Source organism: Rhizobium sp. BK008 (genome assembly GCF_014197345.1).
In the GTDB taxonomy this organism is placed as follows: Bacteria; Pseudomonadota; Alphaproteobacteria; order Rhizobiales; family Rhizobiaceae; genus Rhizobium; species Rhizobium anhuiense.
Window position 1 is genome coordinate 57,776 of sequence record NZ_JACIFK010000008.1, and the last position, 12,281, is coordinate 70,056.

Consider the following 12,281-nt stretch of genomic DNA (forward strand, 5'->3'; position numbering starts at 1 on the left):
ATTTAAATTCCTAGATCGCTGGGATCGAAGTTGACCACGACTTCGTTCCAGGCATCATATTTGTCTTTCGGAAGCGACGAGAAGGGTGCCGATTTCATGATGGCGCGATAGGCCCCCCCGGCCAGCGCCCGTCGAGTGGATTCATTGTCACCACCGACCGCCTCTACGTCGGGTTCGCCGACGATATTGCCGTCCTGATCAAGCTTCATATGCACCTTAATGCGTACGTCGCTCATGCCTTCCATGCCAGGAATAACCGACCAGTTGCCAGCGATGGCGCTCTTCAGCGCATCCATCTCGCTCAAAGATAGCTTGGAGCCACCGTTGCTCTTCTTCGCACCGAGCGATGCCTCCTGCGTCGAGCGCTTGGCGCCACCGGCGGAAGGGTCCGTCTTGTTCAGCAACGCCGCAACCTCGTCGGCATTGAAATCGCTTTTCATCGATGAGGCGGATTTCGCCGTCTCCTGCTTCTGATCCGACTTCTTCTTTTCGGTCGGTATTTCGGCGGCCTTCGGCTGGTCCTGGGTCTTTTCCGGTGGCTTTTCTGCGGGTTTCTGTGGTTCCGGCGGCTTCACCTGCGGCTTGGCAACAGGGGTCGGCACATTGTCCGGCAATGCTTCCGCATCCGGCTTCGGCGGTTCCTCGGGCTTGGCCTGCTCCTCAGGTGGCTTTTCTTCCGGCTTCGGCGGCGTCACTTCGACCGGCTTCGGCGGCGGAATGGAGGCGACCTCCTTCGGCTGCTCGACTTCCGTTTCCTCCTTGACGATGTCCTTGACATCGTTTGGGACAGGATCGGTCTTAGGCATCGGCTTTTCGCTCGAATTCGCTGCCGCAGCCTCGGTGGTGCTCGGCTTGGCATTCGGGACCGGCGGCGTCTTCAGGTCGACATTGTTGTCGCCGGCATTCTCGGCCGGCTGTGCGATCTGTGGCCGCGTCGTCGGCACGGGCGCGGAAGTCTCCTTCTTCGGAGCCTTCTTATCGCCCTGCTGCATCTGGGTGATGGATTCCACCGGCACGAGATCGACCGGCATCGCCTCGAAATCCTCCACCTTGAAGGATTCCGGGGCACTGAGCGACACCATCGCCCAGGTTAGCACCAGGCCATGCAAAACAGCAGATGTGATGACACTGGCCTTCATTTTGAGCGCTATTGGTCCTTCTTCTGCTGCGTCACGAGGCCGATATTCTTGAAGCCTGCGCCCTGAATACGGGCCATGACGTCGGCGATGACGCCGTAAGGCGCGGTCGCGTCGCCGCGCACGAAGATACGTTCGTTATAACCGGTGGTGGCGATCGCCTCGAGCTTGGCGGCGATCTCCGCAGCCGGGATCGGCGTTTCCTGCAGGAACACCTCGCCGTCGTTCTTGACGGAGATGGTGATCGGCTGCGTCTCGGAATTCAGGGCCTTGGCCTGCGTTTCCGGCAGGTCGATCGGCACGCCGACGGTCATCATCGGTGCCGCGACCATGAAGATGATCAGAAGCACGAGCATGACGTCGACGAGCGGCGTCACGTTGATTTCGGAGATCACGGCCCTGTTCCGACCGCCGCGACGGCGGCGTCCGCCGCCCCCGCCGCCATTGCCTCCAACAGCCATACCCATGTCAGAATACTCCGTTGGTTACTGAGCGGCAGCGCGCGGCTGCAGCTTCTCGTCGATCTGGCGCGAAAGTATGGCGGAGAATTCATCCGCGAAACCTTCCATGCGGCCCGAAAGCTTGCCGGCATCGGCAGAGAACTTGTTGTAGGCGATAACCGCCGGGATAGCGGCGACAAGGCCGATCGCGGTGGCAAGCAGCGCTTCGGCGATGCCGGGCGCGACGACCGCAAGGTTGGTCGACTTCGAACCGGCGATCGCCTGGAATGAGGTCATGATGCCGACGACCGTGCCGAAGAGACCGATGAACGGACCGGCCGAGCCGATGGTCGCGAGCGATCCGAGGCGGGCGCCGAGATATTCGGTCTCACGCGCGAGCGTGACGTCCATCGCGCGGTCGATACGCATCTGCAGGCCGATCGGCGAGCGGGCGCCGCGTTCGAAGGATTTCTTCCACTCCCGCATGGCCGCCACGAAGATCGCAGCCAGCCCGGTATTGTTGCGTTCCGACAGCGAACGGTAGAGTTCTTCCAGCGATTGGCCCGACCAGAAGACCTGCTCGAACTTGTCGAACTGGCGCCGTGCGCGGCCATAAGCCAGGTATTTGTCGATGACGATCGCCCACGTCCACACCGAGGCCGCGATGAGCCCGAGCATGACGAGCTTGACGACGATGCCGGCCTGCATGAAAAGCGACCAGAGGCTGACGTCCGCCGTTGCTGCTGCCAATCCTACTTGTTCCATTGATCCAAAATCCCCGAATCCAAACGCCCGGTGCTAGACCGGGCGGCACAAAGTGATCTCGCAAGAAGTGTTCCGGCGGCCGCCGCCCAAAGCCCTGGTCAAACTTCCAAGCTCATCTTCCGCCTTCTTGCCGTCAAATTTGGTCAAAGGAAGGCGTGCACCGCACAAACTCTGACTTTCCCAGTAAGACACTATTATGGTTAATAGATCGTTAGTGCCGGACTGTGACAGTAAGCCTGGTTTTGGAAGATTTTCGTCCATGGATTACTTGACCGGAGCAAGGTCCGGCTGCCGAAAGAGCGCTCATCCTGCGGCGGGGGAATTCCTTCACATAAAGTTCAAGTTTTGACAAGCCTGAAATCTGGGCGATTCGTGGCTATAGCGGCGTGCTGCCTTCCAGGAATTTCGCCGCCAGTGTTTCCGGCAGTCGCCTCGGGCGCCCCCGAGCGTTGATGACGGCGATAATCACCTTGGCGACGATCAGCAGCGTCTCGCCGGAGCGGATTTGCTGATTGAGCACCATCTTGGCGCCGCCGGCCTTTTCCGTGTGCGTCAGGATCGTCAGCACATCATCCATGCGCGCCGGGCTCTTGAAGTCGATCTCCATGCGGTGGACGACGAAGACGAGGCCCTCCTCGTCGGCGCTGACGAGCTCGCGCTGCTCGACGCCGAGGCAGCGCAGATAGTCGGTGCGGCCACGCTCCAGGAAATGCAGGTAACGGGCGTGATAGACCAGGCCGGAGAAGTCCGTATCTTCATAATAGACCCGCTGGACGAGGCGATGTCCGGCCTCCGTCAACTCTCCCGAAATGGAAAAAGGGCGTTCCGTCATAATTTTCTCCAAACTGAGGTGCCCTCTTTGGCGCAACGCTTCCCAACAGGCAAGCATTGAATGCCCGGCCGGCAGGCATTGAATGATTGTCATAATTCCTAACTATTCCCGATAGTGAGCGACCGATCAGGAGACGATGTGATGAAGATTGCGGTTATGGGCGGAGACGGTTTCATTGGTTGGCCAACGTCGCTGCATCTCTCCGATGCCGGGCATGACATTCATATCCTCGACAACCTCTCACGCCGCTGGATCGACACCGAACTTGGCGTTCAGTCGCTGACCCCGATGGATTCGATCCAGGAGCGCACCCGCATCTGGCATGCCGAAACCGGACGCCGCATCCACTTTAATCTGATCGATCTCGCCAGGGATTACGAACTTCTGAAGAACTGGCTTTCCGAGCACCGCCCGGACGCCGTCATCCATTTCGCCGAACAGCGGGCCGCGCCCTACTCGATGAAAAGCGACCGTCACAAGAACTACACCGTTAACAACAATGTCAGCGCCACGCATAACCTGCTGAACGCGCTGACGGAACTTAACCTTGACGCCCATCTCATTCATCTCGGCACCATGGGCGTCTACGGTTATTCGACGGTCGGCGCGGCGATCCCCGAAGGTTACCTGCCGGTGGGCATCGAAACCACAGGCGGCGAGACGGCCAGCCAGGAGATCCTCTATCCCTCCAATCCCGGCTCGATCTATCACATGACCAAGTGCCTGGATCAGCTTCTCTTCCAGTTCTACGCCAAGAACGACGGCCTCAGGATCACCGATCTGCACCAGGGCATCGTCTGGGGCACGCATACCGAGCAGACGCGCCGCCACGCGCAGCTCATCAACCGTTTCGACTATGACGGCGATTACGGCACGGTGCTGAACCGCTTCCTCATCCAGGCGGCGATCGGCTATCCGCTGACGGTGCACGGCACCGGCGGCCAGACCCGCGCCTTCATCCATATCCAGGATTCGGTGCGCTGCATCGAACTGGCGCTCGAGAACCCGCCGGCGCGCGGCGCGCGCGTCGAGATCTTCAACCAGATGACGGAAACCCACCGGGTACGCGACCTCGCCGAGATGATCGCCAGGATGAGCGGCGCCCAGATTGCCTGGCTGCCGAACCCGCGCAAGGAAGCCGCTGAAAACGATCTGATCGTCCGGAACGAAAAATTCCGCAATCTCGGCCTCGAACCGATCACGCTGGAAGCGGGCCTGCTCGGCGAGATCGTCGACGTGGCGAAGAAATTCGCCTATCGCGTCGACCGCTCGCGCGTTCCGGCCGTCTCCGCCTGGACCAAGGACATCGCCGCGACGATCAATCACGATCCGGAAGGCAAGCGACTGAAGTCGGTTTCATGAGCGATATCTTATGGTGAAGCCCCTGCAGCGATGACTTTTACCTCAAACCTCGCCTATGTCACCCTCGTCACCAATGCCGACTACGCCATGGGCGCCACCGCCCTGGCAAATTCGCTTCGTCGCACGGGCACAAGCGCCGACATCGTCGTCCTCCACACCGGCGGCGTCGATGCAGGCGCCCTCGCCCCCCTGAAAGCGCTCGACTGTCGCCTGATCGAGGTCCAGCACCTGCCGCTCTCCGACGCCTTCAACGAACGCCATGCGCGTCGCCAGCTCCATTCCGCAGCCCCCTTTACCAAGGGCCGCAAGCCAGATTTCCATTCGCCGCTCGACAATTTCTGCAAGCTCAGGCTGTGGCAGCTCGTCGAATACGAGCGTTGCGTCTTCATCGATGCCGACGCGCTCGTGCTGAAGAATGTCGACAGGCTCTTCCTCTATCCGGAATTTTCCGCCGCCCCCAATGTCTATGAAAGCCTCGCCGACTTCCGCCGCATGAATTCCGGCGTCTTCGTCGCCACGCCCTCGCGTGACACATTCCGGCACATGCTCGAAAGGCTCGACAGGCCGGACGCTTTCTGGCGGCGCACCGATCAGACGTTTCTTGAGACGTTCTTCCCGGATTGGCACGGCCTGCCGGTTTATTTCAACATGCTGCAATATGTATGGTTCACCATGCCGGAGCTTTGGGACTGGAAGAGCATTTCGGTCCTGCATTACCAGTATGAAAAACCGTGGGAAAAGGATCATCCCAAGGCAGCGCGACTACAACCTTTGATCGATCTGTGGCACCGTTTCCACGATGACGATGATGTGCCTGAGATCACGGCGCTGAACAATCCGGAAGGGGCAGCATGAAGGTATTGGTATCTGGCGGAACGGGTCTCGTCGGCCGGTATGTCGTCGAGGAACTGCTGGCCGCCGGATATCAGGTGATCGTTGGCGGGCGCCGCGCGCCGCTGCCCCGCCTCTTCTCCCGCCCGGTCGAGTTCGCAGCGCTTTCGCTCGATCCCGACAAGGATCAGATCGACGCTTTTGACGATGCCTATTTCTTCGTCCATGCCGCCTTAAGCCATGTTCCGGGCAAGTATCGCGGCGGAGAGGGTGACGACCCCAAGACCTTCCACAGGTTGAACCTTGACGGCACCGTCCGGCTTTTCGAAGCCGCCAAACGCGCCGGCACGCGCCGCTGCATCTTCCTGTCCAGCCGCGCCGCCTATGGCGAACATCCCGGGGGAACCGAACTGGCGGAGACGATGCTGGCCAAGCCCGAAACACTCTACGGCCAGGTCAAGCTCGATGCCGAACGCGCACTCGCCCACCTCGCAGCACCCGGTTTTGCCGGCGTCAGCCTGAGGGCGACCGGCGTCTATGGCGATCTCTCGCCGAACAAATGGGACGGACTCATCGCCGACTACCTCGCCGGCCAACCGGTTGTCGCCCGCGTGGGAACGGAGGTTCACGGCCGCGACCTCGGGCGGGCGGTACGGCTGATGCTGGAGACGGAAAGCACCCGCATCTCCGGCGAGGTCTTCAACGTCTCGGACATCGCGATCGACACGCACGATATCCTTTCCGCTATTCGCCGCGAGACGAGCTGTCGACACGCGCCGCCGGCTCCTGCCGACAGGGCGGCGCTCAACCCCATGAGCACAGCGAAAATCCGCGCGCTCGGCTGGATGCCCGGGGGAACCTCTCTGTTCGAAGAGACGATGCAGCGGCTGGCCGCTGTATTGCCGACGTCCCGCAGACACAGGTCCACACAAGCCTGACGTTGCAGAATGCGCCGAATTGCAATCGGGAGCCCGAATTGAAAATCGGGGGATTGTCCATGCAGGTCGCAACCATGTCTGCCTCCATCATCTTGCGCGGCGCGCCTTCGACGGCAGCCACATCGGTCGCCGGAAGCGAGGCCGGTCAGGGTGTACTCAAGCTGCAGCGCACCACTCAGGCGCTGCAGCAGATGCGCCAGACCCTGGCGAACTCGGGGGATGAAGCCAAGGCGAAGGCGCAACGCAAGCTCGAAGAGGCACAGCAGCAGTTGCAGATGCTGCGCAGTTCCAACATGCCGCCTGAGGTGGTCACCCGGCTGGCCGTCGAACTGGCGCGCCAGGTCGGCACCGCCGCCTCCGAATTCGCATCATCAGTCGCGACCGGCAGTCCGGCAACCGCGGTTCCGGTGGATACAGCGGCGGTCGCAACCAGCGGGACCGATGCCGCGCTGACGGATATCTCAGGAGACACTCGGACCGGCGAGACCGGCTCGCAGGAACCGGACGCCGCAGCCAACGCCCGCAAAGCCTATGAAAGCGTTGCCGAGGATGCCCCGAAATTCTCCAACATCTCGGCTGGTGATCGCGAAACGATGGAAGCGTTCAAGGCGGTTGTGCGCGAACTCAAACAGCTGCTCGAAAAGGCGATGCGCGATCTGCAGCAGAACCGGCAGGCCGGGGTCAATGCCATTCCCGACATCGCTGGCTTCTCCATCGCCGCCGCGACGATACCGACAAGCATCGTCGTCTGACGATCCGCAGCCGCCGGCGGGCGAGGCGTGAAACCGGCGTGATGCTGTCGCATCCGGCATTTGCATCGGAGATCCAGCCGTCTATGCTCGGCCAAATCTCTCAGAACCGGCAGATCGAATGACCGCGAAAGAATTGAAAGCGCAGCTGCGCAACGAACGGCTGTCCGCACGCGACGCCATCCCCGCCGAAAAACGTGCCGCCAAAAGTCTCGCGATGGCCGATCATGCCGGCGAGGCCGTTGGTTTTGCGCTGGGTACGATCATCTCCGGCTTCCTGCCGATCCGTTCGGAGGCCGATCTCAGGCCGCTGATGGCACGCTTTGCCGTGCGCGGTGCGCGGCTCTGCGTACCGGCGATCCTCGACCGGCAGACCATCGTCTTTCGCGAGCTGGCCGAAGATGCGCCGCTTGTCGATACCGGTTTCGGTACGGTCGGCCCCGGCGCCGATGCCGCCATTCTCGATCCCGAAATCATGCTGGTGCCGCTTTCGGCCTTCGATGTCCGCGGCCACCGTATCGGCTATGGCGCCGGCCACTACGACCGCGCCATCAGCCGGCTAAGGCAAAAAGGCCTGCATCCGAAGCTTATCGGCATTGCATTCGACTGCCAGGAAGTGGCACATGTGCCCGCTGAGCCGCACGACATAAGCCTGGATGCCATCCTGACAGAAAGCGGCCTTCGCTTTTTTGCCTCTTGGATTGGATAGGGAATGCGGCTGCTTTTTCTGGGTGACATGGTCGGCAAGACGGGACGCACGGCGGTCTGGGACCGCCTCCCCGGCCTGATCTCCGACCTCAAGCTCGATTTCGTCGTCGTCAACGGCGAGAACGCCGCCGGCGGCTTCGGTATCACCGAGGACATTTTTCTGGAGACGATCAATGCCGGCGCCGATGTGGTGACGACAGGCAATCATGTCTGGGACCAGAAGGAAGCCGTTGCTTTTGCCGGGCGGCACGATCAATTCCTGCGGCCGGCCAACTATCCGCAAGGCACGCCCGGCCGCGGCTCCGGCCTTTTCTATGCCCGGAACGGCGCGCGTGTGCTCGTCGCCAACGTCATGGGCCGGGTCTTCATGCACCCGGAACTCGACGATCCCTTCAAATCGGCGGAGGCGATCCTCGACGCCTGCCCGCTGAAGGAGCAGGCCGATGCGATCATCTTCGATTTCCATGCGGAAGCGACCAGCGAGAAGCAGTGCTTCGGCCACTTCGTCGACGGCCGCGCCAGCTTCGTCGTCGGCACCCACACGCATGTGCCGACGGCCGATGCGCAGATCCTGAACGGCGGCACGGCCTATATGTCGGATGCCGGCATGTGCGGCGATTACGACTCCTCCCTCGGCATGGACAAGGAGGAGCCGCTCAACCGCTTCATCTCCAAGATGCCGAAGGGCCGCATGGAAGCAGCCAACGGCCCCGCGACGATCTGCGGCGTCGGCGTCGAGATTTCCGACAGCACCGGACTGGCCGAAAAGATCGGGCCGCTCCGGCTCGGACCGCGGTTGGCCGAGACGGTGCCGGAGTTCTGGCGGTAATTCATCCCGCGACCAACACGCAATTGTGAGCATCCCCAGTCTAGACCCCTGCGACCACTTGCCGCATTCTCCGGCCGCCAATTCAAAGTGATCGAGCGTCGTTAGCGCGCCCTTCGGACGTGCGGCGCTCTCTGTGAAAGCGCCGGAGGGGTGGCATGAAGCCGCAATATCTTGTCCTCGCTATCGCATGCCTTGCAGCCTTCGCCGCGCCGGGTCCTGCCAGGGCACAGGAGCAGCGAACGCCCGTCAGCCAATGCCAGGCGATCGCGCAGACTCTCCCCAAGGCGACCTTTGCAAGCTTTTCCGGCGCCCCGCCGCCGATACCTGCTGTCTCCGAGGGCGAAGACGTCAAATTCACCTTCCTCGGCCATTCCACCTTCGAAATCGACACGCCCGGCGGCATCATCATCGCCACAGACTATAACGGCTGGTACAGGCCGGCGACGTTGCCCGATGTGGTGACCATGAACAAGGCGCACACCACCCACTTCACCTTGACTCCCGATCCCGGCATCAAACATGTTCTGCATGGGTGGAGCGACGTTCCCGGCGAAAAGGCCGACATCGATCTCGTCGTCGGCGATGCCTATATCCGCAATGTTCCGACGGATATCCGCTTCAGCTACGGCCTCGGCGGCTCGCAGGAGAACGGCAATTCCATCTTCATTTTCGAGATCGCCGGCCTCTGCATCGGCCATCTCGGCCACCTGCATTACGAACTGACGGATACCCATTATATCGAGATCGGCCGCCTCGATGTCGTCATGGTGCCGGTCGATGGCGGCCTGACCATGGGCGCCGACAGCATGAGCCGCGTCATCAAGCGGCTGCGCTCGTCGCTGATCCTGCCGATGCACCGCCGCGGCCCGCCGGTCGATGCCTTCGTTTCGATGTTCGGCAAGGATTTCGACGTCGCCTATGCGCCCGACGACAGCATCACCGTCTCGATGCGCACGCTGCCGAAAAAACCGCTGATCTATGTGCTGAAGGGCGTGCGGTAAAAGGCCCGGCGGTTTCCCTCCTGCAGCGCCGCGCGTCTTTTAGACGCGCAAAGGACGCTGTAGCACTGTGAATTGCTGCAATTTTATCCTTAAATCAGTTCCGATTTAAGAATTATGCAGGAGCCTTGCGCGTCAGGCGAATTGCAGATGACGCTTGATGCCGACATCCGGCATCTTGTCGTCGTCGAGATTGGCCTTGGCGATTTCCCAGCCGAATTTCAGCTTGTTGCCTGTGGAAACCCAGATCTCGGCATCGTCGACGTGGAGGGAAAGCATGGTGAGCTTGGGGTCCTTCTTGCCGCCGTCGTACCAGGCGGCAATGATCGAACTCCAGTACTCCTCGATCTTGGAAGGGTCGGGGCGCACTTCGATCACGCCGGCAAGGCAGGCGTGATAATCGTGATCCTTGCCGATGACACAGAAATGTGCGCGGCTGCCGGGCTTGATGGCGCGCACGATGTCGGCATCGGTCTTGGTATAGAACCAGATGGTATTGGTGGTGGGATCGGCATGCGGCGCCATCGGCTGCATGTGCATGTCCAGCCCCGAAATTCCGAGCATGCCGGCATGAACATCGTTGACCTGATCCCAGAGCTGACGTGCTGGATGTTCCTGCGCCTCGCTGAGACTTGCCATGACCGTTCCTTTCGTTGGGTGGAGTTCGATTGAAACGTCATCCCCTCGCCTTTGTTCCGAACTGCTTTTTCCTTGAACGGGTGCCGTTTCGCTCTTATAAGGCGGCCCATTCCGAACAATGAGACGTGAACAGGGGTGCCATGGCTGGCCATTCACAGTTTAAAAACATCATGCACCGCAAGGGCCGTCAGGACGCCGTGCGGTCGAAAATGTTCTCCAAGCTCGCACGCGAAATCACCGTTGCCGCCAAGGCCGGCCTGCCCGACCCGACGATGAACGCCCGCCTCCGCCTGGCGATCCAGAACGCCAAGGCCCAGTCCATGCCGAAGGACAATATCGACCGCGCCATCAAGAAGGCAGCCGGCGCCGACGGCGAAAACTACGATGAAGTCCGTTACGAGGGCTATGGCCCGGGCGGCACGGCGATCATCGTCGAGGCGCTCACCGACAACCGCAACCGCACCGCCTCCAACGTCCGCTCGATCTTCACCAAGGCCGGCGGCGCTCTCGGCGAAACCGGTTCCGTTTCCTTCTCCTTCGACCATGTCGGCGAAATCACCTACAAGCTTTCCGTCGGCGATGCCGACAAGGTGATGGAAGCCGCGATCGAAGCCGGCGCCGACGACGTCGAGACCGACGAAGACGGCCACTACATCACTTGTGGCTTCGAAGCCCTCGGCGAAGTGGCGAAGGCGCTGGAATCGAGCCTCGGCGAAGCCGAAACCGTCAAGGCCATCTGGCGTGCTCAGAACAACGTGCCGGTGGACGAGGAAAAAGCCCAGTCGCTGATGAAGCTCATCGACTCGCTCGAAGACGATGACGACGTGCAAAACGTCTATTCCAACTTCGAAGTCTCGGAAGAAGTGCTGGCGAAGCTCTCCGCCTGAGTTTCCTCAGACACGCGTTAAATAAAACCCGGCCGCAACGCCGGATTTTTTCTTGCGGGCAAGATCCTTGTGTAGATCCTAAGCGGCGGCTCGCATGAAGCTCCCCAGCCCCGCGAAGAGCTCCACCGATTTCAGCCGCGCCTCGATGTCATGGATCGGCATCGAGATGATCACCTCGTCGGCCTCTGTTTCCCGCAGAAACTCCGTCAGTTTCGCTTCGGCCGTCTTTGGCGAGCCAACGACGGCATAACGCAGCGTGTGTTCGACATTCATCTTCTCCATCGGCGACCAGAAGTCCTCCATATCGGCCACCGGACGCGGGAACGGCCCGCGGACATTGCGGCGCAGATTGACGAACTGCTGCTGGGCGGAGGTGAAATGGTACCGCGCCTCCTCGTCCGTCGCCGCCACCGCGCCCATGACGCCGACCATCACATAGGGCTTGTCGAGTGTCGCCGAAGGCTGGAAACGGTCACGGTAGATGGCGATCGCATCGAGCAGCATGTCGGGTGCGAAATGCGAGGCGAAGGCATATGGAAGCCCGAGCATGGCGGCGAGCTGCGCACTGTAAAGGCTGGAACCGAGCAGCCAGATCGGGATATGCGAGCCATTGCCGGGAACGGCGAGGATCGCCTGGTTCTCGACCGGCGTGCCAAGGAGTTGCTGCAATTCCACCACGTCGTTGGGGAAGCTGTTTGCGCCGGCTTCGAGGTTGCGCCGCAGCGCCTGTGCCGTGCGCATATCCGTTCCCGGCGCGCGCCCGAGGCCGAGATCGATGCGGCCGGGGAAAAGCGCCTCCAGCGTGCCGAACTGCTCGGCGATGACGAGCGGCGAATGATTGGGCAGCATGATGCCGCCCGAGCCGATGCGGATGCGCTTGGTCGCAGCCCCGACATGGCCGATGACGACTGATGTGGCGGCACTGGCGATCCCCGGCATGCCGTGATGTTCGGCGAGCCAGAAGCGCTTGTAGCCGAACTCCTCGGCCTTCTCAGCCATCCGCGCCGAACTTTCGAGGGACTGACGCACGGTGCTGCCTTCGGCAACGGGGGAAAGGTCGAGTATGGAGAAGGGAACCATGGAAAACCTGCCGGGCAGTTGAAGGATGCAGCCTATGTAGGTTCGCCCTCGCGCCATTCCAAACCATGCGCGCAAACAAAAAGGGCC

14 protein-coding genes are annotated in these 12,281 nt (G+C 61.3%); 8 read left to right on the forward strand and 6 right to left on the reverse strand.

The window, feature by feature from the left end:
• Positions 1-2 precede the first annotated feature (2 nt).
• The 4 genes from FHT69_RS26310 to ybgC form a co-directional block, all read right to left on the reverse strand.
• On the reverse strand, positions 3-1,139 hold the full coding sequence (locus tag FHT69_RS26310) for a hypothetical protein (RefSeq protein WP_132575570.1): 1,137 nt from the start codon (positions 1,137-1,139) through the stop codon (positions 3-5).
• A gap of 8 nt (positions 1,140-1,147) precedes the next feature.
• Entirely contained in the window at positions 1,148-1,603 is a 456-nt protein-coding gene (tolR, locus tag FHT69_RS26315) for a protein TolR (protein ID WP_003542730.1), read from the reverse strand.
• 18 nt (positions 1,604-1,621) lie between these two features.
• On the reverse strand, positions 1,622-2,341 hold the full coding sequence (gene tolQ, locus FHT69_RS26320) for a protein TolQ (RefSeq protein WP_047616526.1): 720 nt from the start codon (positions 2,339-2,341) through the stop codon (positions 1,622-1,624).
• Between the two features lie 376 nt (positions 2,342-2,717).
• A complete protein-coding gene (ybgC, locus tag FHT69_RS26325; RefSeq protein WP_132575568.1) occupies positions 2,718-3,173 on the reverse strand; it encodes a tol-pal system-associated acyl-CoA thioesterase in 456 nt (151 codons plus the stop codon).
• A 141-nt stretch (positions 3,174-3,314) separates the two neighbouring features.
• On the opposite strand from ybgC, the gene FHT69_RS26330 reads away from it, so the two are divergent.
• The 7 genes from FHT69_RS26330 to FHT69_RS26360 all read left to right on the forward strand — a co-directional run bounded on the left by FHT69_RS26330 (position 3,315) and on the right by FHT69_RS26360 (position 9,591).
• Positions 3,315-4,535 carry an NAD-dependent epimerase/dehydratase family protein gene (locus FHT69_RS26330; RefSeq protein WP_047616521.1) on the forward strand — a complete coding sequence of 407 codons (1,221 nt, stop codon included), beginning with the start codon at positions 3,315-3,317 and terminating at the stop codon, positions 4,533-4,535.
• A gap of 30 nt (positions 4,536-4,565) precedes the next feature.
• Entirely contained in the window at positions 4,566-5,390 is an 825-nt protein-coding gene (locus FHT69_RS26335; RefSeq protein ID WP_047616519.1) for a glycosyltransferase, read from the forward strand.
• On the forward strand, positions 5,387-6,304 hold the full coding sequence (locus tag FHT69_RS26340) for an NAD-dependent epimerase/dehydratase family protein (RefSeq protein ID WP_047616740.1): 918 nt from the start codon (positions 5,387-5,389) through the stop codon (positions 6,302-6,304). Before FHT69_RS26335 ends, FHT69_RS26340 begins: the two co-directional genes overlap by 4 nt.
• A 59-nt stretch (positions 6,305-6,363) precedes the next feature.
• A complete protein-coding gene (locus tag FHT69_RS26345; protein ID WP_063475357.1) occupies positions 6,364-7,056 on the forward strand; it encodes a hypothetical protein in 693 nt (230 codons plus the stop codon).
• A 118-nt stretch (positions 7,057-7,174) separates the two neighbouring features.
• Complete coding sequence (locus FHT69_RS26350) at positions 7,175-7,762, forward strand: 5-formyltetrahydrofolate cyclo-ligase (RefSeq protein WP_063475356.1); 588 nt, start codon at positions 7,175-7,177, stop codon at positions 7,760-7,762.
• A 3-nt stretch (positions 7,763-7,765) separates the two neighbouring features.
• Positions 7,766-8,590 (forward strand): TIGR00282 family metallophosphoesterase, encoded by an 825-nt coding sequence (locus FHT69_RS26355; protein WP_047616736.1) that lies wholly within the window; start codon positions 7,766-7,768, stop codon positions 8,588-8,590.
• A gap of 155 nt (positions 8,591-8,745) precedes the next feature.
• On the forward strand, positions 8,746-9,591 hold the full coding sequence (locus FHT69_RS26360) for an MBL fold metallo-hydrolase (protein WP_063475355.1): 846 nt from the start codon (positions 8,746-8,748) through the stop codon (positions 9,589-9,591).
• Positions 9,592-9,723: 132 nt separating this feature from the next.
• Here the strand turns inward: FHT69_RS26360 and FHT69_RS26365 are convergent, their stop codons facing one another.
• Positions 9,724-10,227 (reverse strand): pyridoxamine 5'-phosphate oxidase family protein, encoded by a 504-nt coding sequence (locus FHT69_RS26365; RefSeq protein ID WP_028756321.1) that lies wholly within the window; start codon positions 10,225-10,227, stop codon positions 9,724-9,726.
• 140 nt (positions 10,228-10,367) lie between these two features.
• On the opposite strand from FHT69_RS26365, the gene FHT69_RS26370 reads away from it, so the two are divergent.
• Positions 10,368-11,114, forward strand: a complete 747-nt coding sequence (locus FHT69_RS26370) for a YebC/PmpR family DNA-binding transcriptional regulator (RefSeq protein WP_047616509.1) — start codon at positions 10,368-10,370, stop codon at positions 11,112-11,114.
• A 78-nt stretch (positions 11,115-11,192) separates the two neighbouring features.
• On the opposite strand, the gene FHT69_RS26375 is transcribed toward FHT69_RS26370, so the two are convergent.
• Complete coding sequence (locus tag FHT69_RS26375) at positions 11,193-12,194, reverse strand: LLM class flavin-dependent oxidoreductase (RefSeq protein WP_063475354.1); 1,002 nt, start codon at positions 12,192-12,194, stop codon at positions 11,193-11,195.
• Positions 12,195-12,281 lie beyond the last annotated feature (87 nt).